The following is a 17,914-nucleotide window of genomic DNA, read 5'->3' as shown; positions in this document are numbered from 1 at the left end:
CGCAGTCCCTCCGGGAGTGCCGGGTGATGCGGCTGCGGGATACCCGTGGCTGGGCGCGCAGTCCCTCCGGGAGTGCCGGGTGATGCGGCTGCGGGATACCCGTGGCTGGGCGCGCAGTCCCTCCGGGAGTGCCGGGTGATGCGGCTGCGGGTTACCTGCGGCTGGGCGCGCAGTTCCCCGCGCCCCTGAGGGGGATGCGGAGCTCGGGCCGGGCGGGCTCCCGGGGGCGTGTTCTTTCTCTGCGGGTGGGTGGGGGCTGGTCGCGCAGTTCCCCGCGCCCCTTAAGGCAGAAGGGGGCTCGGGCACATCCAGCCCCTCCGGGGTGCGAGGTGCTGGGCTCGGCCAGATTCAGCCCGTCCCGGCGTGCGGAGGAGCTGGGCCCGGGCAGAATTCAGCCCCTCCGGCGTTTGAGGAGCGGGGTCCGGGGCGGAGCCCCGAGAGCGGGGACCGGGGGCCGCGCCCCCAGGCCAGGTAGCCCACCCACCCCCGTGCCGGGGGCCGGGGCAGGACCCCGAAGCGGGGTGCAGGGGCCGCAGGCCCCGCCAGGGGTGCAGGAGGCGGAGCCCCCGCCAAAGCCGGGTCCGGGCGACGCCCCCCGGGGTCCAGGGGCGCAGCCCCGCCCGGGGTCCAGGGGCGCAGCCCCGCCCGGGGTCCAGGGGGCGCAGCCCCCGGGAGAGCCACCTCCACCCGCCACCCACCCCCGGAGGCCACGCGGCGGAGCCGCACATGGCACAGCGGGAACGGGCGGGGTGGGGGAAACCGCCACGCGCCCCACGGGCATCAGACGTAGTCCTCCAGCCTGGCCACCGCATACCCCTTGTCCGTGATGACCTTCATGACCTGCCGGATCATGTCCGGCATCGTCCCCTTCCAGTCCTCCCGCCCCCGGAAGTGCGTGAGCACAATGTCCCCGGGGTGCAGATCCCGGTCCCACTCGCGCCACTCCATGTGGTCGGGGAACGCCTCCGCCGCCCACAGCGGCACGGCCTTGACGCCGCACGACTGGGCCGCGCGCAGGGTGTCCTCGTTGTAGTTGCCGTACGGCGGCCGGAAGAGCCGGGGCCGCTTGCCCGCCCATTTCCCGATCTTGTCCTGCTGGTCGCAGATCTCGTGCCGCTGCTCCTCGTACGAGAGCGCGGGCATATAGCGGTGGTTGAGCGTGTGGTTGTTGAGCGTGACGCCCAGGCCCTGCATCCGCTTGAAGTAGGGGTAGTCGGTGCGGACGAGGTAGTCACTGAGGAACGCGCTGTACGGGATGCGCAGTTCCCGCATCATCTTCAGCAGCGCGGGGTCCTTCTCGGCCCCGTCGTCGATGGTGAGGAAAACGATCCGGTCCTTGGTCGGCACGGTCGTGAAGACGGGCGGCAGGGAGTCATCACCGTCCGTCTCGAAGCCGGGCCGGTTGGTGATCTTCGGTTTGACGGCGGGCGGGGCGGGCGCGGCCAGCGGCACCTTGGCCAGTTTCCACTTCTTGGCGGCGACGACGCGGGCGGCCTGGGCCTCCTTGAGGTGGGCGGAGTAGCCGGCGAGGGCGCGGGCGGCGTCGTTGTCGTAGGCCTGCGGCCCGGCGGCGGCCTTGCCGCCCTGCCCGGGCCGGCCGGTGGGGGTGTCCTCGGCGGCGCACCCGGAGGCGAGCGCGGTGGCGACGAGCCCGGCCACCAGAACGAGCGGCGCTTTCGGCACACCACCGCGCCTGAAATCTTCCCTTTGTCGTACAAGCTGCATGGCGCCGCATCCTGTCAGCGCGGGACGGTATACCGGAGGCGACACCCGTCACCGGACGCGCACCGTCCCCCGCCTGGCCCACAATGGGGCGGGTGAACGACCTCGACACCTTCCGCACCCTGCTCACCCCCGAGGGCACGGGCCTGCTGGACTCGCTCCGCGACTACGACCCGTCCCAGGAGCTGGCGGTGGCGACCCGGCTGCGCCGGACGTACGCCCCCGAGCTGGTCTCGGCGGCCCTGGCCCAGGCGCGGCTGCGGCAGCGCGCGGTCGCGAAGTTCGGCGCGGACGACGGGTACCGGATGTTCTTCACGCCCAACGGCGTCGAGCAGTCGACGCGCGCGTCGGTGGCCGCCTACCGCGCCCGGGTCTTCGCCGCCCAGGGCGTACGGGGCGTGGCCGATCTGTGCTGCGGCATCGGCGGCGACGCGCTGGCCCTCGCCCGGGCGGGCATCTCCGTCCTCGCGGTGGACCGCGACGAGCTCACGGCGGAGGTCGCCCGCGCGAACGCTGCGGCGCTGGGCCTCGCGGAGCTGATCGAGGTGCGGTGCGCGGATGTGACCGACGTGGACACGTCGGGGTGGGACGCGGTGTTCGTCGACCCGGCACGGCGGGGCGGGCGCGGCCGGATCTTCGACCCCGAGGCGTACTCGCCCCCGCTCTCCTGGGCGGTCGGCGCGGCCCGGAAGGCCCCCTTCGCCGCCCTGAAGATCGCCCCCGGCATCCCCCATGAGTCGGTCCCGCCGGAGGCCGAGGCGGAGTGGATCTCGGACGGGGGCGATGTGAAGGAGGCGGTGCTGTGGTTCGGGGGCGCGCGCGCCTCCGCGCACGCCCGTACGCCCGGCACGGTCCGCGCCACCCTGCTCCCGGCCGGGGCCACCCTGCGGACGCCCGCGCCGCTGCCCGCGCCGCCGGTCGGGCCGGTCGGGCGCTACCTGTACGAGCCGGACGGCGCGGTCATCCGCGCGCACCTCGTCGCCGACATCGTCACGGCGTGCGACGGCCGCCTCATCGACGAGACCATCGCGTACGTGACGAGCGACGAGCCGTACGATTCGCCGTTCACCACCGCGTACGAGATCACCGACGAACTCCCCTTCAACATGAAGAAGCTGAAGGCGCTGCTGCGGGAGCGCGGGGTCGGCATCCTGACGGTCAAGAAGCGCGGCTCGGCGGTCGAACCGGAGGAACTGCGCCGCAAGATGAAGCTCCAGGGGCGGGGCTCGGCCACGGTGTTCCTGACACGGGTGGCGGGGGCCCCGACGATGCTGATCGGCCGGCCCGTACGGCAGGGGTGACCCCCGTGCGGTCGTACGCGGCGGCCCTGTTCACCGGCGGCCCGGTGGCGCACCTCCTCGACCTGGCCATCAGGGCGCAGGCGTCGAAGGGAACGCTGCCCCTGGACGACGAGATCCGCCGATACGGCCGACTGGCCGCCACCTCGCAGACAGCGAGCCACCACTGCCCCGTCCGCACCGCGGCGGCCCTGCTGGACGCCCTCGTGGACCTCCCGGAGCACAGCGCCGTCGACGGCGCTCCCCAGGAATTCCGGGAAAAGCTGTCGTCGGCCGCCGAAGACACCGACCCGGCGGGGACACCCTGCGGGAGCACGCGTGACCCGTACCGACAGCGCGGTGGCCGACCGGCGTGGGCCCGAGCCCGGCGACGGGACGGCGGGGCCGTCGGCACCCTGGAAGGGGCGGTCCTCGTCTACGCCAGGTCCGTGAGCTCCTCCGCGAACACCTGGGACAGCGGCTGCGGCCCCACGTACTGCTGGCAGTTGCACTGGCCCGACTCGTAGCGGACCGGGTGCTTGGACTCGTCCCACGCGACCGGGACCTCGACGCGCTCGTGGCACTTGCCCTGCTTGTCGTGCTTGGCGAGGTGGTGGGTGCAGCCGCAGACCGGCTCCGGGGGGCGGTGGGCCGCCTCAAGGGCGAGGCGTTCCCGCTTGGCCGCTTCCAGGCGTTCGAGCTTGCGCTCGTGGCGGGTGCGCAGGGCCGTGCGGCCCGTGTCGGCCGCCCAGCCGAAGCCTCCCATCCAGAAGACTATGAGGACCCACCAGTACCATTCCATCTTTGCCGCCTTTCCCCCGGAGTCCGTGCGGCGTACGCACGTGCGTTCAGGATAGGTGCGCGGGCGGCAGGAGACGTAGGGCCCAACGGCGGTGGGCGAGCGCCTTGGTGACGGCGATCAGGCCCGTCAGCCAGCACACCAGGCCCAGGCCCATCGTCAGGACCACCATGCCGTACGTGTCGTGGCCCGGCCGCGCCGCCGCCGGGACCGTCACGCACACGAACAGGCCGAGCGCGCACATCAGCCCGCCAGGCAGCAGCCACGCCAGGCTCAGCCCCGGCGCGCGCAGCCCGGCGTCGGTCGCCGGGTGGCGGTCCAACTCGGCCCACTGGGCGAGCAGCCGGCGGATCCTGGCGTCCTTGCGCAGGCCCGCCACGATCGCCACCGCCGTCGGCACCACCGCGCCCAGCCCGATCACCAGGCAGATCACGCCGAACAGCATCGACAGCACGTCCAGCGCCTCGGTGAAGGCGATGACCGCCGTCCCCACGAACGCCCAGCCGGTGGCGAGCAGCACCGCCCAGCCCCAGTGCGCCGCGATCCGCCCCGGCCCCAACTGCCGTGCCACCAGGTCGTTCAGGACGCCCGCGCGGTCCACGAGCAGGGCGTTCCGGTCGGGCCAGGCACGGATCTCGACCGGGGGCGGGGGTGGCGGCAGGGGCGTGCGGGGTGACATGAGCACGAGATTACCGGCGCCCCCGGGGGCGCCGCCCCCGTACTCGGCCGTACGCGCCTTTCGGTAAGTACGCACTTAAAAGCCGGTACTTGTCGCCCCCGGCACGTCACCAGCCCTGCGCAACCCCCCGCGCCCCTACTTCGCCTCGTACGCCGCCCGCAGCGCCGCCACGTCCAGCTTCCCCATCTTCATCATCACGCCCACCGTGCGGTCCACCGCGGCCCGGTCGTCCGAGGCGAGCATCTCGCGCATGGCGCGCGGGACGATCTGCCAGGACAGGCCGTACTTGTCCTTCAGCCAGCCGCACGGCCCCGCCTCGCCGCCGTCGGCGGTCAGCCTGGCCCAGAGGTCGTCGACCTCCTCCTGGGACTCGCAGTCGACGGACAGCGAGATCGACTCGTTGAAGGACCAGTCCTGCTTGCCGCCGTTGAGCGCCGTGTACTCCTGGCCGGCCAGCACGAAGACGACCGTCATCACCGAGCCCGCCTGGTCCCCGAACGACTCCGTGTACCGCGTGGTCTCGACGATCCGCGCGTCCCCGCCGAAGACGGAGACGTAGAACTTCGCGGCCTCCTCGGCCTGGTCGTCGAACCACAGGAACGTCGTGATCTTCTGAGCGGACATGGGGGTGCCTCCCTCTCGACCGGCCCCTCCGGCGCGGGTGCCGGCGGGTCCGGAGGGTAGACCGGGGCCGCCCCCGAAACTCATCGCCGCGCCCCGCCTCCGCCGCCCGGATCCCAGCCCGCCGCGCGTGCCCGCAGCAGCTCCCGCTCGCGTTCGTTGCGCGTCAGCTCCGCCGCGCGGGTGAACTCCGCGCGGGCCTCCTCCGTACGTCCGAGGCGTTCGAGCAGGTCGCCCCGGACGCTGGGCAGCAGGTGGTAGCCGCGCAGGGCCGGGTCGGCGGCGAGGGCGTCCACGATCGCGAGGCCCGCCCCGGGGCCCTCGGCCATCGACACGGCGACCGCCCGGTTCAGCTCCACCACCGGGGAGGGGGCGATCGCCGCGAGCCGCCGGTAGAGCGTGGCGATCGCCGCCCAGTCGGTCTCCTCGTAGGAGGCGGCCTGTGCGTGGCAGGCGGCGATGGCGGCCTGGAGCGCGTACGGGCCGGGGGCGCCGCCGAGTTCGCCCGCGCGGGTCAGCGCCGCGAAGCCGCGCCGGATCAGGAGCCGGTTCCAGCGGGAGCGGTTCTGGTCGGCGAGCAGCACGGGGGCGCCCGTCGCGTCCGTGCGCGTGTGCGTCCGCGACGCCTGGATCTCCAGGAGCGCGGCCAGCGCGTGGACCTCGGGCTCCTCGGGCACGAGCCCGGCCAGCACCCGTACGAGCCGCAGCGCGTCCTCGCACAGCGCCGGGCGCACGAGGTCGTCACCGGCCGTCGCCGAGTAACCCTCGTTGAAGACGAGGTAGATGACCTCCAGGACGGACGCGAGCCGCGCGGCGCGCTCCGGGCCGTACGGCACCTCGAACGGCACCCCCGCCCTGGCCAGCGACCGCTTGGCGCGGGAGATCCGCTGGGCGACGGCCGACTCCTGGGCGAGGAACGCGCGGGCGATCTCGTCGGTGGTCAGCCCGCCGAGCAGCCGCAGCGTCAGGGCGATGCGCGCCTCGGTGGAGAGCACCGGGTGGCAGGCGGTGAAGATCAGCCGGAGCAGGTCGTCGTCGATGGCGTCCGGGTCCTCGGCGGCCGCGAACTCCGGCTCCGCCACCGCCTCGTCGAGGTCGCGGCCGATCTCGGCGAGCTTGCGCGCGTACGTCTCGCGGCGGCGCACCAGGTCGACGGCCCGGTGCCTGGCGGTGGCCGTGAGCCAGGCGCCCGGGTTGTCCGGTACCCCTGTCTCCGGCCACCGCTCCAGGGCGGCGACCAGCGCGTCCTGCGCCAGCTCCTCGGCGATGCCGACGTCCCGGACGATCCGGGCGACGGCCGCGATGACGCGCGGGGACTCGATCCGGAAGACGGCTTCGACCGCGTCCTTTTCTGTGCTCACGGGCAGTCATCAGAGCATCCGCGCGGCGCGTCGGCAATCGGCGGCCGTGAGCACAGCGGCCCGAAGGGCGCTCGGCCGTGCTCAGCCCTCGAAGATCTCGCGGATCTCGGAGGTGACCGTCCAGTGCTCCTCGTGGATCGTCAGGAACCGCTTGGCCCATTCGATCGCCTCGGCCTTGTCCTTGCACTGCATGAGCGCGTAGCCGCCGACGACCTCCTTGGACTCGGTGAACGGCCCGTCGGTCGTCGAGAGCTTCCCGCCCGACCAGGTGACCCTGGAGCCCTGGGCGGTGGGGGTGAGCCCGGCGGTGTCGAGCAGGACCCCGGCCTTGGTCATCTCCTCGATCAGACTGCCCATCCGCTCCATCAGCTCGGCGCTCGGGCCCTCGGCGGGGGCGTCGGCCTCGTTGATGCGGACCATCGACAGGTAGCGCGGCATGGTGTTCTCCTCAAAGCGTCCGGAAGTCCGGAAGGGTGGCTGCGGGGCTGTTCCCCGCCTCTCACTCATACGTCGAACGGCCGGACGCGGATTCGACACGACCCGCGGATTTCTTCCGAAGATTTTTTTCCGCCCGGCCGCCCGGCCGCACGACGGGCCGCCCAGCAGGTCACAGACCTAGACGTAGTCCTCCAGGCGCGCCACCGCGAAGCCCTGTTCCTGGATGTGGCGGAGCATGTTCGCCGTCATCTCGGTCATCGTGTGGCCCTTGAGCTCACTCCTGCCGCGGAAGTGGGCCAGGATGATGTCGCCGGGGTGGAGCTTCTTGTCACCACGCTGGTACTGCATGTTCTGGATCTGCATCGACTCGCGCCACAGCACGATCGACTGGATCCCGCAGGCCCTGGCCGCCGCGCGCGTCCCCTCGTTCCAGTTGCCGTACGGGGGCCGGAAGAGCCGGGGGGCCTTGCCGTACTCCTTGGTCAGCTTCTCCTGCTGGCCGCATATCTGGTGCTGCTGCTGGGAGCCGGTCTCGGTCCGCATGTCGGGGTGCGTCAGGGTGTGGTTCTGGACGGCGTTGCCGAGCTGCTGGAGCGGCTTGAAGTAGCCCTTGTCACTGCTGATCGCCGCGTCGGTGAGGAACATCGTGAAGGGGATCCTCAGGTCCCGCATCATCTCCACGAACTTGGGGTCCTTCTCGGCCCCGTCGTCGAACGTCACGAAGACGATCTTCTGCTTCGTGGGGATGTCACTGATCACCGGGACCTCCCCGGGCTTCGCCTTCACCGGCTTCCGCGCGGGCGGCGCCGGAGCGGCGGGCAGCGGCTTGAGGCCCCACTTGCGGTACGCGGCCGCGCTCGCGACGCCGTCCTCGGCGCCCTGGGCCGGGCCGGAGGCCGGTGCGGAGGGGGTGGGCGCCGTACCGCTGCCGCCGGTCCTGGCCGGGCCGCTCCCGGAACTGTCCGACGACGAGCAGCCCGTGGCCAGCAGCACCCCGGACAGAACCAGTCCCGCCGCCGCGCTCTTCTTACCCACTGTGTGAACCAACCCCGAACCGCCGACCGATACGCCCTCTGCGTACAGATCGATGCAGAATTCAGGCCCGGGGTTCCACTCCGAGTGACTCGAAGCGCCAGCGGTGGACCGCCCGGGTCACCAACTCCCCGTCCGGCTCCGGAAGTTCCGGCAGCTCCGCGTCGTACGACGCCTCCCACCAGGTGATCACAAGGACCCGGTCCTGGGGCGCCGCGAAGACCTCCCGGCGCACCGGCTCGTACGGCAGCGGCTGGGCCCGGGCCCAGGCGAGGAGTTCCCCGCCGCGGCCCTGGACCGCCCGCGCCTCCCACATCAGCGCGACCGTCACGGGTACAGGTTCCCCTTGCTGATCTCGTGCACGTGGTCGTGGTCGTGCGCGTGGCCCTGCGTGCCCGGCACGTGAGGGTCCGTCACCGGCAGCGAGGAGTCCGCCGACAGGTCCAGATCCGAGGCGGGCCGGTTGCGCGCCATCATCTCCGCGCCGAGCGCCGCCACCATCGCCCCGTTGTCCGTGCACAGACCGGGCCGCGGCACCCGCAGCCGGATGCCCGCCTTCTCGCACCGCTCCTGGGCGAGCGCCCGCAGCCGCGAGTTGGCCGCGACGCCGCCGCCGATCATCAGGTGGTCCACGCCCTCGTCCTTGCAGGCCCGTACGGCCTTGCGGGTCAGCACATCGACCACGGCCTCCTGGAAGGAGGCGGCCACGTCCCGCACCGGCACCTCCTCGCCCGCGTTCCGCTTCGCCTCGATCCAGCGGGCCACGGCCGTCTTCAGCCCCGAGAAGGAGAAGTCGTACGCCGGGTCGCGCGAGCCGCTCAGACCGCGCGGGAACGCGATCGCCGCCGGGTCGCCCTCCTTGGCGAGCCGGTCGATCACCGGGCCGCCGGGGAAGCCCAGGTCGAGCACGCGCGCGATCTTGTCGAACGCCTCGCCCGCCGCGTCGTCGATCGTCGCGCCCATGGGGCGGACGTCCGCGGTGATGTCGGGCGCGAGCAGCAGCGAGGAGTGGCCGCCGCTGACCAGCAGCGCCATCGTGGGCTCGGGCAGCGGCCCGTGCTCCAGCTGGTCGACGCAGATGTGCGAGGCCAGGTGGTTCACGCCGTACAGCGGCTTGTTCAGGGCGTACGCGTACGCCTTGGCGGCCGAGACGCCGACGAGCAGCGCGCCCGCCAGGCCCGGCCCGGCCGTCACCGCGATGCCGTCGAGGTCCCGGGCGGAGATCCCGGCCGTCTTCAGGGCGCGCTCGATGGTGGGGACCATCGCCTCCAGGTGCGCGCGCGAGGCGATCTCGGGCACCACGCCGCCGAACCGGGCGTGGGTGTCCACGCTGGACGCGACGGCGTCGGCGAGCAGCGTCGTGCCCCGCACGATGCCGACGCCGGTCTCGTCGCAGGAGGTCTCGATGCCGAGTACCAGCGGTTCGTCAGCCATCAGTCAGTCTCTTCTGTTCCTCGGTCGTGTTCCTGGACGATCAGGCGCATCACGAGCGCGTCGATGTTGCCCGGCTGGTAGTAGCCCCGCCGGAATCCGATGGGCTCGAAGCCGAAGCGCTCGTAGAGCTTCTGGGCCCGTTTGTTGTCCACCCGTACTTCGAGCAGGACCTCGTCGCACTCGAAGGCGGTGGCGTGCTTGAGCAGGTCGGTCAGGAGCCGGGCGCCGAGGCCCGTGCCCCACTGGTCGCGGGCGGCGGCGATGGTCTGGACGTCACCGAGGCCGCCCGCGGCCGTGAGGCCCGCGTAGCCGACCAGCCGGCCCGAGCCGTCCTCCGCCACCACATAGCGCCGGGTCGCGCCGGGCCCCCTGGCGTGTGCGAGCTCCGACCAGAACATCCCCGCCGACCAGGCGTCCTCGGGGAACAGGTCGCGTTCGAGCGCGAGCACCGGTTCTATGTCCCACCAGCGCATCTCACGGAGCACGACGCTCACTGGGGAGTGACCACCTTGTAGTTCTTGGGGACCTGCGCGTCCGGGCGGCGCAGATACAGCGGCACCGGCGCCAGGAACTCCGCGCCCGCCGCCAGCCTCTCCGCCGCCAGCGAGGCGAGCGCCGCCGCCGACTGGTGCTCGGGCCCGCGGGCGTCCGGGAACGCCTCCGGGTAGAGGACCGCGCCCGCGCCGACCACCGGGACCCCGGCGACCTGCCCGGCGATGTCGGCGGGGCGGTCGACGGACGGCTCGCTCACACGGGTGCGGAAGTCGTCGTAGCGGGCCCAGTAGACCTCTTTGCGGCGCGCGTCGGTGGCGACGACGAACGGCTCCTCGATGCCGGAGGCGTAGGCGAGGCCGTCGAGCGTGCAGAGGCCGTGGACGGGCACCCCGAGCACCGAGCCGAAGGTCACGGCCGTCACCAGGCCGACGCGCAGTCCCGTGTACGGGCCGGGGCCGACCCCGACGACCAGGTCCGTGACGGCGTCGAGCGTGAGCCCGGCGTCCGCGAGCACCTGGTGGACGGCGGGCAGCAGCAGCTCCCCGTGGCGGCGGGCGTCCACCCGGCTGGTCTCGGCGACGACGTCCGTGCCGTCGTGCAGGGCGACGGTCACGGCGGGGGTGGCGGTATCAACGGCGAGCAAGAGCACGCGAACAGCCTACGGCCACGGCGCCGGGGGCACGGCGTCCCGCCCCGGCCGCCCCCGGCTGCTACCGTCAGCCGCAGATATGACCGCAGGTTTGTAGATCCGCAAGCCTGTACGTACGAAAGGGGCGAGTCAGGTGGCAAGGAGCAGCTCGGGATTTGTGGCCGGGCTCACCGCGGCGGCACTCGCGGCGGTCGGCTTCCTCGCCTACCAGGCGTCGGCGAACGCCCCCTCCGCGGCCGATCTGGCCGCGCCCGGCGTCACCGTCTCACCCGCCCCGAGCTCCTCGGCGGCGGCATCGCCCAAGGGCAAGGTGCCCGCGAAGAACGTGACGGCGCTGCCGGAGAACTCCGGCGTCGGCCCGCGCGTCGTGTACTCGCTGGGCGGCAAGCGCGTCTGGCTGGTCGGCACCAAGACGCTCAAGGGCCTGGCGCCCAAGACCTTCGAGGTCACGCCGTCGACGGTCAGCCCCAAGCCCGGCAACTACGCGGTGACCTCACGGGCCGCGTCCGTCCCCGGCTCGGACGGGGTGCAGATCGAGCACGTCGTACGGTTCGCCACCGTCGACTCCGTGACGATCGGCTTCAGCGCGGCGGTCAACGGCAAGGTGGCAAGCCCCGACCCGAGCAAGCGCACCGGCGGCATCCGGATGAAGCGCGAGGACGGCAACGCGCTGTGGACGTTCGCCACGATCGGCTCGAAGATCGTCGTGGTGCCGTAGGGCTCCGCCAGGGGTCCGGTGATTCGGCTGCGGGCCGGTGGGGGTCCCCCCATCGCGGCGGAGCCGCACATGTCACAGCCCCGCGCCCCTGAAGGCGCACTGCCGCACCCGTACCGTCAGTTACACCCGAAAGAGTTAAGCGGCGTCGCGCCGCACGCCTTTCTCCTCGGCCTTGGCGGGCGGCCGTTCCTCGTCCGGCTCCGCCGGATTCGGCGGGGTCGAGACGGCGCTCGCCGCCGCGCAGGAGGCCAGCAGATCGCTCATGGACACACCCTGCGTACGCCGCGGCTGCGCTTCGCGCTCCGATACGGTCATGGCGGCCTCCCGGCTCCTGGAGAAGGCGTGGTTAGGTAGACCTAACCAGGTCTCTCCTACCATGTGACCACGCCCGGCGGGACCCGCGCAACATTTTACCGACGGCTTGTCGGAACGTACGTCTCCCACGCGCCCCGCCCGGCCACGGGCGGCTACAAGCCCTCGATCCCGGCTCCCGACCACCGCGTACCCAGACCGGCCACGGTCACCACCCTGCGGTCGTCGTCCGTCTCGCCGACCACCCGGTCGATGACCACGTGCAGCCGGTCGTCGGAGAGCTCCTCCACCTTGCCGTCGCCCCACTCCACGACCACCACGGAGTCCGGCAGCGAGACGTCGAGGTCCAGGTCCTCCATCTCGTCCAGACCGCCGCCGAGCCGGTACGCGTCCACGTGCACCAGGGCCGGGCCGCCGGTCAGGGACGGGTGGACCCGGGCGATCACGAAGGTGGGGGAGGTCACCGCGCCGCGCACCCCGAGGCCCTCGCCGAGGCCGCGCGCCAGCGTCGTCTTTCCCGCGCCGAGCTCGCCGGTGAGCAGGACGAGGTCGCCCGGGCGGAGCAGTTTGGCGATCTTGCGGCCCAACTCCTGCATCTCGGCGGGGGAGTCGAGGGTGAGCCGGGTCGTGGCGTCAGTGGCCTGGCTGTGCGCTGCTTCCATACGTGCCAACGTTAGTCGCCTCCGGCACCGCGCCGACCCGCACCAGCAGGTCCGCCAGCCGGTCGGTGACCGTCTCGGGGTGCTCCAGCATCACCAGGTGCCCGCCGTCCGGGACGATGACCAGCTCGGCGTCGGGCAGCAGGTCCGCGATGGACTCGCTGTGCGAACTGGGCGTGACCAGGTCGCGGTCGCCGGCCAGGACGAGCGCGGGCACCTCGGCGAAGACCTGGAGCGCCGCCTCCTTGTCGTGGTCGTCGAAGGCCGGGTAGAACTCCGCCACCACGTCGATCGGCGTCCCCTCGATCATCCGCTCCGCGAACCGGGCCACCGCCGGGTCCACGTCCTTCGAGGAGAACGAGTACCGCTTGATCATCCCGGCGAAGAGGTCGGCCGTGGCCCGCCGCCCCCGCTCCACCAGCTCCGCCTGCGAGCCGAGCGCCTTCAGCACGCCGGGCAGGATGCGGCGCACCGCGTTCACCCCCGCCACCGGCAGCCCGTAGCTGACCTCGCCCAGCCTGCCCGAGGACGTGCCGACGAAGGCGACGCCGACGACCCGGTCGCGGATCAGCTCCGGGTACTGGTCGGCGAGCGCCATCACGGTCATGCCGCCCATCGAGTGCCCCACGAGCACCAGCGGCCCCTCGGGGGCGGCCGCGTCGAGCACCGCCTTGAGGTCGCGGCCCAGCTGGTCGATGGTGACGGGCCTGCCCTGCGCCTGCGCCTCACCGCGCGCCGAGCGGCCGTGGCTGCGCTGGTCCCAGTGGACGGTCCGGACGACCCCGCGCAGCGCGGCCCGCTGGAAGTGCCAGGCGTCCTGGCTCAGACAGAAGCCGTGCGAGAAGACGACGGTGACGGGCGCGGGCGCCTTGCGGCCGAACAGCCGCCGCTTGCGCGCCCCGTTGACCTTGGCGGACGGCTCGGCCTCGTCGGTCTCGTAGTAGAGCTCGGTGCCGTCGTCGGAGTACGCGCGCCCCGGCATGCCGCGCAGCGCGCCGTACGGCCCCGCCGCGTCCAGCGCCAGGCGCGCCTTCTTGCGCATGCCGCGCCCGACGGTGAGCCGCTCGACCGCGACCCCGGCGGCGGCCCCCGCCGCGACCACGCCTATCGCGGCCCCGGCCAGACCCGCCAGGCGCCAGCTGCCCACGGCCGCCTGCGCCACGTCCCCCGTGCTGGTCTCGCTCACCGTGCCGCTCCTTGTGGTCCGCGGGTTCAGCTGTCGGAATTCTCGTGTCGATAGACGCGCGGCACTCGCGAACCGATCCGGGTGACGATCTCGTACGCGATGGTGTCCGCGGCCCGCGCCCAGTCCTCGGCGCTCGGCTCGCCCCGGTCGCCCGGCCCGAACAGGACCGCCTCCGCGCCCGGCTCGACGGTGTCCCCTTCGAGGTCGACCACGAACTGGTCCATGGCCACCCGGCCCGCCACCGTCCGCACTCGCCCCCCGAGGAGCACGGGCCCGCGCCCGGAGGCGTGCCGCGGGATGCCGTCCGCGTAGCCGAGCGGAACCAGCGCGAGGGTCGTCTCGCGCTCGGTGACGTAGTGGTGCCCGTAGCTGACGCCGTGGCCCGCCGGGACCTGCTTGGCCAGCGCCACGGACGCGGCGAGCGTCATCACCGGCCGCAGCCCGAAGTCGCCGGGGGCGCCGAGCTCGGGCGCGGGGGAGATCCCGTACATGGCGATCCCGGTCCGTACGAGGTCGAAGTGCGCCTCGGGGAGGGTGAGGGTGGCCGGGGAGTTGGCGATGTGCCGCACCTCGGGCTCGATGCCCTCCTTCTCGGCGTACGCCACCAGCTCGCGGAAGAGGGTGAGCTGGGCGGCGATGGAGGGGTGACCGGGCTCGTCGGCGCAGGCGAAGTGCGACCAGAGGCCGGTGACACGGACCTCGGGGGCCGCGAGGGCGGCCTGGACGAGCTCGGGCCAGTCGGCGGGCTGACACCCGTTGCGCCCGAGCCCGGTGTCGGCCTTGAGCTGGACCCGGGCGACGCGCCCGGCGGCGCGAGCGGCTTCTGTGACTTCCCGCAGGGCCCACATCCCGCTCACCGACACATCGATGTCGGCCTCGACGGCCTCGCGCCAGGGCCCGCCGGGCGTCCACAGCCAGCAGAGCATCCGCCCGCCGATCCCGGCCGCGCGCAGCGCCAGGGCCTCGTGCGGGGTGGCCGTGCCGACCCAGGCGGCGCCCGCCTCGATCGCGGCCCGGGCGCACGGCACGGCGCCGTGCCCGTACGCGTCCGCCTTCACGACAGCCATGAGCTGCGCGCCGGGGGTACGGGCGCGCAGCGCACGGACGTTGGCGCGCAGGGCGGCCAGATCGATCTCGGCGCGGGCTCGCGTGTGCACTGTCTGAGTCATCGCGGTCATCGCGCCCAGTCTCTCAGAGCTGAGCCCCCGGCTCAGGCGCCGGGCCTGTGCCCCCAGATATGGACCGGGTCACCCTTGGCGAGCGCGCCCCACAGCCGCTTGGCGTCCGAGTAGGTCAGATTGACGCATCCGCGCGACCCGACCGTGGAGTGGATGTTGTCGTAGATGGCATGGAACGCCTGCCCTCCGCTGAAGAACTGGGCATACGGCATGGGCGCGTTGTAGATGGTCGACCAGTGGTTCTTGTGCCGCCAGTAGACGGGGTAGGTGCCGGTGCGGGTGGCGTACCCGGGCCGCCCGCTACGGATGGCGACGGGCCCGAAGGTGACTTTTGTACGGTTCTGCACCCACATGAGCTGCCGGTCGAGGTCGACGCAGGCGATCCGGCTCTTGCGGACCGGGCAGCGGCCGGCGGCGTTGGGGTTGGCCCGGGCGGAGAGCAGCCGCATGGTGCCCCAGGTGGCGGGCCCGGCGAAGCCACTGTTCGGCCGGATGCCGTGATCGGTCTGGAAGCGGCGGATCGCGGCGCAGTCGGCGGCGGACTGCTTCCCGTCGGCCGCCAGCTTCAGCCACCGTTCGACCTGCCGCTGGTACGGCCCGGCCTGTCGGCTGCACGCGGCGGCGCCGACCTCGTTGCCGGGCACGTACTCGACGATCCGCTCCACACGCGCCGCCGGCGCCGCGGGCTCGACGGCCTCCTCGGCGGCGGTGGGCTCGTAGACGAGCGGCGGCAGCACCTGGTCGGGCGTGTCCATGAGATACGCGACCTGCCCCGGTGCCCGCGGCTCGCCCGGGACGAGGGAGTCGGCGGGGACGGGACTCTCGGGGATGGGGGGTGCGGGGGCCGGGGCGGCGGGGCTGGGGCCGGGACCGGGGTGCGGCGGGACGGGGTGGGCGCCGCAGAGGGTGAGGGAGGCGGCGAGGGCGAGGGCGAGGTGGACGGCGGTGCGTTTGCGTCGGCCGGGGCGGGGGTTTTGGCCGGGGCGGGGGTTTTGGCCGGGGCGGGGGTTTTGGCCGGGGCGGGGGTTTTGGCCGGGGCGGGGGTGTCGTTCGCTCATGGGGTCAGCGAAGCGGTGGGGGGTGGGGTGCGGGGGGTGCCGCGCGGGTGGGCGGGCTTTGTTTCCCCCACCCCGCCCCTTCCCTGAACCCTCCGGGGGTGGGGGGGTGAGGGTGGTTTCCCGGAGGCTGCGCCCCCGGACCCCGGGCTGGGGCTACGCCCCCTGCACCCTTGACGGGGCCCGCACCCTTGACGGGGCCCGCGGCCCCTGCACCCCGCTTCGGGGCTCCGCCCCGGGCTCCGTTCGTCCGCGGGCTGTCTGTGGCTGGTCGCGCAGTTCCCCGCGCCCCTCGGGGGTTGGGGGCGGCCGGTGCCGATGGGCAGGCACTGTCACAGCCCCGCCCTCCAGGGGCGCGGGGCTGTGACAGTGCGCGGCCCGCCGCGTGGACGCGAGGAACCTCCACCGGGCCCGCAGGCGGACACCGGGCCGACAAGGGGCGCCGGGAACCGCGCGACCAGCCCCCACCAGCCCGCAGACGAACCCAGCCGCCCGGCGATCAGGCGGACACCGGGCCAGGAACGGGCGCGGGGAACCGCGCGACCAGCCCCCACCAGCCCGCAGACGAACCCGGCCGCCCGGGGATCAGGCGGACACCGGGCCAAGAACGGGCGCGGGGAACCGCGCGACCAGCCCCCACCAGCCCGCAGACGAACCCAGCCGCCCGGGGATCAGGCGTAGACGTCGCGCCAGGCGTCCGTCAGGGACGACGCGAGGGCCGACGCCGTCAGGGGGGCCGCGTTCGCGGCGTGGCGGGCGGACAGGCCGTGGAGGTACGCCGCGACCGAGCCCGCGTCCCGGGCGGAGAGGCCCGCGGCCAGCAGGGAGCCCGCCAGGCCGGAGAGGACGTCGCCGCTGCCCGCCGTGGCGAGCCAGGGCGTACCCGTCGGGTTGACCCGGACCGGCGCGCGGCCGCCCGGATCGGCCACGAGCGTGGTCGAACCCTTGAGGAGGACGGTCGCGCCGTACCGGTCGGCCAGCTCGCGTACGGAGTGGAGCCGCGCGCCCTCCACCTCCGCCCGGCTCACCCCGAGCAGCGCCGCCGCCTCCCCCGCGTGCGGGGTGAGCAGGGTCGGCGCGGTCCTCGCCCGTACCGCCGCCGGGTCCAGACCGCGCAGCCCGTCCGCGTCGACCAGCACGGGAACGTCCACGGCGAGGACGTCTTCGACCCCCGGGGCGTCCCCGAGGCCGGGGCCGACGACCCAGGCCTGGACGCGGCCCGCCTTCGCCGGGGGCTCCGCCGAGACCAGCGTCTCGGGGAAGCGGGCGATGACGTCGTCGGCGGCGTCCCCGACGTACCGGACGGCCCCCGCCCCGCCGTGCAGCGCGCCCGCCACCGCGAGCACGGCGGCGCCGGGGTAGCGCGCGGACCCGGCGACGATGCCGACGACCCCGCGCCGGTACTTGTCGCTCTCCCCCGTCGGCACCGGCAGCAGCTGCGCCACGTCGGCGTGCTGCAGCGCCTCGCAGTCCGGTACGGAGGGAAGGTGGGGTTCGAGCCCGATGTCGACGAGGCGGACGGCGCCGGTGTACGCGTACGCGGGGTCGACGAGCAGGCCCGGCTTGTACGCGCCGAAGGTCACAGTCGCGTCGGCGTGCAGCGCCTCCCCCAGGACTTCCCCGCTGTCGGCCTCGATCCCGCTGGGGAGGTCGACGGCGACGACGAGGGCGTTCGACCCACGGGCCGCGCGGGCCACGGGGACGGCGTCGGGGCGCAGACCGCCGTGCCCGCCGATACCGGTGATGCCGTCGAGGACGAGGTCGGCGCCGGCGAGCACGTCGTACGGGTCGTCCGCCACCCGCCCGCCCGCGCGCCGGAACGCGGCGAGGCCGTCGGGGTGGGCGCGGTCGGGGGCGAGCAGCACGGCACTGACACCCGCGCCGCGCCGGGCCAGTCGGGCCCCGGCGTACAGCGCGTCACCGCCGTTGTCTCCGCTGCCCGCGAGGACGACGACGCGGGCGCCGTACACCCGCCCGAGCACGCCCGCACAGGCAGCGGCCAGCCCGGCGGCGGCGCGCTGCATGAGGGCGCCGTCGGGGAGGCGGGCCATGAGCTCCTGCTCGGCGGCACGGACAGTCTCGACGCGATAGGCGATACGCATGGGTCCACCCTTCCGAATCCCGCTCCCTCGTGCCACCCCGGCGATGCAGTGGGCCCGGTGTTCGACTGCGGGCGGGTTGGAGGCTGATCACGCAGTTCCCCGCGGAGCCCTCCAGGGGGTTGCGGGGTCGCCTGCCGGTCGGTGGGGGCTGATCGCGCAGTTCCCCGCGTCCCTAGGGGGTTAGGGGCGCGGGGAAC

20 protein-coding genes are annotated in these 17,914 nt (G+C 73.7%); 3 read left to right on the top strand and 17 right to left on the bottom strand.

Translation table 11 applies throughout. The features are described 5' to 3' along the window. Window positions 1-780 precede the first annotated feature (780 nt). A complete protein-coding gene (locus ACFWA7_RS21900; protein WP_385824657.1) occupies window positions 781-1,725 on the bottom strand; it encodes a polysaccharide deacetylase family protein in 945 nt (314 codons plus the stop codon). Window positions 1,726-1,808: 83 nt separating this feature from the next. Here ACFWA7_RS21900 and ACFWA7_RS21895 point away from each other — a divergent pair, with 83 nt between their 5' ends. Beyond that, the gene (locus tag ACFWA7_RS21895) at window positions 1,809-3,023 is read left to right on the top strand and encodes a methyltransferase domain-containing protein (protein ID WP_385824655.1); all 1,215 of its coding nucleotides are present in this window, start codon (window positions 1,809-1,811) and stop codon (window positions 3,021-3,023) included. A gap of 5 nt (window positions 3,024-3,028) precedes the next feature. After that, window positions 3,029-3,526, top strand: coding sequence for a hypothetical protein (locus tag ACFWA7_RS21890; protein ID WP_385824653.1), 498 nt, complete (start codon window positions 3,029-3,031; stop codon window positions 3,524-3,526). On the opposite strand, the gene ACFWA7_RS21885 is transcribed toward ACFWA7_RS21890, so the two are convergent. The 10 genes from ACFWA7_RS21885 to tsaB form a co-directional block, all read right to left on the bottom strand. Further along, window positions 3,436-3,801 (bottom strand): hypothetical protein, encoded by a 366-nt coding sequence (locus ACFWA7_RS21885; protein WP_385544814.1) that lies wholly within the window; start codon window positions 3,799-3,801, stop codon window positions 3,436-3,438. The two genes, ACFWA7_RS21890 and ACFWA7_RS21885, sit on opposite strands and share 91 nt — an antisense overlap. Window positions 3,802-3,847: 46 nt before the next feature. Continuing rightward, window positions 3,848-4,477: a hypothetical protein gene (locus ACFWA7_RS21880; protein ID WP_385824651.1), complete on the bottom strand. Its 630-nt coding sequence runs from the start codon at window positions 4,475-4,477 to the stop codon at window positions 3,848-3,850. Between the two features lie 135 nt (window positions 4,478-4,612). Beyond that, entirely contained in the window at window positions 4,613-5,101 is a 489-nt protein-coding gene (locus ACFWA7_RS21875; protein ID WP_385824649.1) for a VOC family protein, read from the bottom strand. A gap of 80 nt (window positions 5,102-5,181) precedes the next feature. Then, a complete protein-coding gene (locus ACFWA7_RS21870; protein ID WP_385544805.1) occupies window positions 5,182-6,459 on the bottom strand; it encodes an RNA polymerase sigma factor in 1,278 nt (425 codons plus the stop codon). 81 nt (window positions 6,460-6,540) lie between these two features. Next, entirely contained in the window at window positions 6,541-6,897 is a 357-nt protein-coding gene (locus tag ACFWA7_RS21865) for a YciI family protein (protein ID WP_385544802.1), read from the bottom strand. 177 nt (window positions 6,898-7,074) lie between these two features. Next, on the bottom strand, window positions 7,075-7,932 hold the full coding sequence (locus ACFWA7_RS21860; RefSeq protein ID WP_385544799.1) for a polysaccharide deacetylase family protein: 858 nt from the start codon (window positions 7,930-7,932) through the stop codon (window positions 7,075-7,077). A gap of 61 nt (window positions 7,933-7,993) precedes the next feature. Beyond that, window positions 7,994-8,260, bottom strand: coding sequence for a hypothetical protein (locus ACFWA7_RS21855; RefSeq protein WP_385544796.1), 267 nt, complete (start codon window positions 8,258-8,260; stop codon window positions 7,994-7,996). Beyond that, entirely contained in the window at window positions 8,257-9,363 is a 1,107-nt protein-coding gene (gene tsaD / locus ACFWA7_RS21850) for a tRNA (adenosine(37)-N6)-threonylcarbamoyltransferase complex transferase subunit TsaD (RefSeq protein WP_385824646.1), read from the bottom strand. Before tsaD ends, ACFWA7_RS21855 begins: the two co-directional genes overlap by 4 nt. Beyond that, window positions 9,363-9,836, bottom strand: coding sequence for a ribosomal protein S18-alanine N-acetyltransferase (gene rimI, locus ACFWA7_RS21845; protein WP_385544858.1), 474 nt, complete (start codon window positions 9,834-9,836; stop codon window positions 9,363-9,365). The genes tsaD and rimI overlap by 1 nt, the downstream gene beginning before the upstream one ends. Window positions 9,837-9,853: 17 nt before the next feature. Then, window positions 9,854-10,507: a tRNA (adenosine(37)-N6)-threonylcarbamoyltransferase complex dimerization subunit type 1 TsaB gene (gene tsaB, locus ACFWA7_RS21840; RefSeq protein ID WP_385544790.1), complete on the bottom strand. Its 654-nt coding sequence runs from the start codon at window positions 10,505-10,507 to the stop codon at window positions 9,854-9,856. 133 nt (window positions 10,508-10,640) lie between these two features. Between tsaB and ACFWA7_RS21835 the strand changes: the two genes are divergently transcribed. After that, window positions 10,641-11,225, top strand: a complete 585-nt coding sequence (locus ACFWA7_RS21835; RefSeq protein WP_385544787.1) for a hypothetical protein — start codon at window positions 10,641-10,643, stop codon at window positions 11,223-11,225. Between the two features lie 135 nt (window positions 11,226-11,360). Here ACFWA7_RS21835 and ACFWA7_RS21830 read toward each other — a convergent pair whose 3' ends face one another. The 6 genes from ACFWA7_RS21830 to ACFWA7_RS21805 form a co-directional block, all read right to left on the bottom strand. Beyond that, window positions 11,361-11,540, bottom strand: coding sequence for a hypothetical protein (locus ACFWA7_RS21830; protein WP_385824644.1), 180 nt, complete (start codon window positions 11,538-11,540; stop codon window positions 11,361-11,363). Between the two features lie 152 nt (window positions 11,541-11,692). Next, window positions 11,693-12,199 (bottom strand): tRNA (adenosine(37)-N6)-threonylcarbamoyltransferase complex ATPase subunit type 1 TsaE, encoded by a 507-nt coding sequence (gene tsaE, locus ACFWA7_RS21825; RefSeq protein ID WP_385544781.1) that lies wholly within the window; start codon window positions 12,197-12,199, stop codon window positions 11,693-11,695. Further along, window positions 12,171-13,382, bottom strand: coding sequence for an alpha/beta fold hydrolase (locus ACFWA7_RS21820; protein WP_385544778.1), 1,212 nt, complete (start codon window positions 13,380-13,382; stop codon window positions 12,171-12,173). Before ACFWA7_RS21820 ends, tsaE begins: the two co-directional genes overlap by 29 nt. A gap of 26 nt (window positions 13,383-13,408) precedes the next feature. Next, a complete protein-coding gene (gene alr / locus ACFWA7_RS21815) occupies window positions 13,409-14,551 on the bottom strand; it encodes an alanine racemase (protein ID WP_385544856.1) in 1,143 nt (380 codons plus the stop codon). A gap of 41 nt (window positions 14,552-14,592) precedes the next feature. Next, a complete protein-coding gene (locus ACFWA7_RS21810; RefSeq protein ID WP_385824642.1) occupies window positions 14,593-15,315 on the bottom strand; it encodes a L,D-transpeptidase family protein in 723 nt (240 codons plus the stop codon). Between the two features lie 971 nt (window positions 15,316-16,286). Continuing rightward, complete coding sequence (locus ACFWA7_RS21805; protein WP_385824640.1) at window positions 16,287-17,717, bottom strand: NAD(P)H-hydrate dehydratase; 1,431 nt, start codon at window positions 17,715-17,717, stop codon at window positions 16,287-16,289. Window positions 17,718-17,914: the final 197 nt, after the last annotated feature.

This window comes from Streptomyces sp. NPDC059994 (genome assembly GCF_042737755.1).
GTDB lineage: Bacteria > Actinomycetota > Actinomycetes > Streptomycetales > Streptomycetaceae > Streptomyces.
The sequence above is the reverse complement of the archived record's forward strand: the minus strand, read 5'-3'. Positions and strand labels throughout refer to the sequence as shown.

Bases quoted from the DNA above. Each gene is read 5' to 3' on its own strand.
- ACFWA7_RS21900 (WP_385824657.1), bottom strand. From the start codon at position 1,725: ATGCAGCTTGTACGACAAAGGGAAGATTTCAGGCGCGGTGGTGTGCCG.
- ACFWA7_RS21895 (WP_385824655.1), top strand. From the start codon at position 1,809: ATGGGGCGGGTGAACGACCTCGACACCTTCCGCACCCTGCTCACCCCC.
- ACFWA7_RS21885 (WP_385544814.1), bottom strand. From the start codon at position 3,801: ATGGAATGGTACTGGTGGGTCCTCATAGTCTTCTGGATGGGAGGCTTC.
- ACFWA7_RS21880 (WP_385824651.1), bottom strand. From the start codon at position 4,477: ATGTCACCCCGCACGCCCCTGCCGCCACCCCCGCCCCCGGTCGAGATC.
- ACFWA7_RS21875 (WP_385824649.1), bottom strand. From the start codon at position 5,101: ATGTCCGCTCAGAAGATCACGACGTTCCTGTGGTTCGACGACCAGGCC.
- ACFWA7_RS21865 (WP_385544802.1), bottom strand. From the start codon at position 6,897: ATGCCGCGCTACCTGTCGATGGTCCGCATCAACGAGGCCGACGCCCCC.
- tsaD (WP_385824646.1), bottom strand. From the start codon at position 9,363: ATGGCTGACGAACCGCTGGTACTCGGCATCGAGACCTCCTGCGACGAG.
- rimI (WP_385544858.1), bottom strand. From the start codon at position 9,836: ATGCGCTGGTGGGACATAGAACCGGTGCTCGCGCTCGAACGCGACCTG.
- ACFWA7_RS21830 (WP_385824644.1), bottom strand. From the start codon at position 11,540: ATGACCGTATCGGAGCGCGAAGCGCAGCCGCGGCGTACGCAGGGTGTG.
- tsaE (WP_385544781.1), bottom strand. From the start codon at position 12,199: ATGGAAGCAGCGCACAGCCAGGCCACTGACGCCACGACCCGGCTCACC.
- alr (WP_385544856.1), bottom strand. From the start codon at position 14,551: ATGACTCAGACAGTGCACACGCGAGCCCGCGCCGAGATCGATCTGGCC.
- ACFWA7_RS21810 (WP_385824642.1), bottom strand. From the start codon at position 15,315: ATGGACACGCCCGACCAGGTGCTGCCGCCGCTCGTCTACGAGCCCACC.
- ACFWA7_RS21805 (WP_385824640.1), bottom strand. From the start codon at position 17,717: ATGCGTATCGCCTATCGCGTCGAGACTGTCCGTGCCGCCGAGCAGGAG.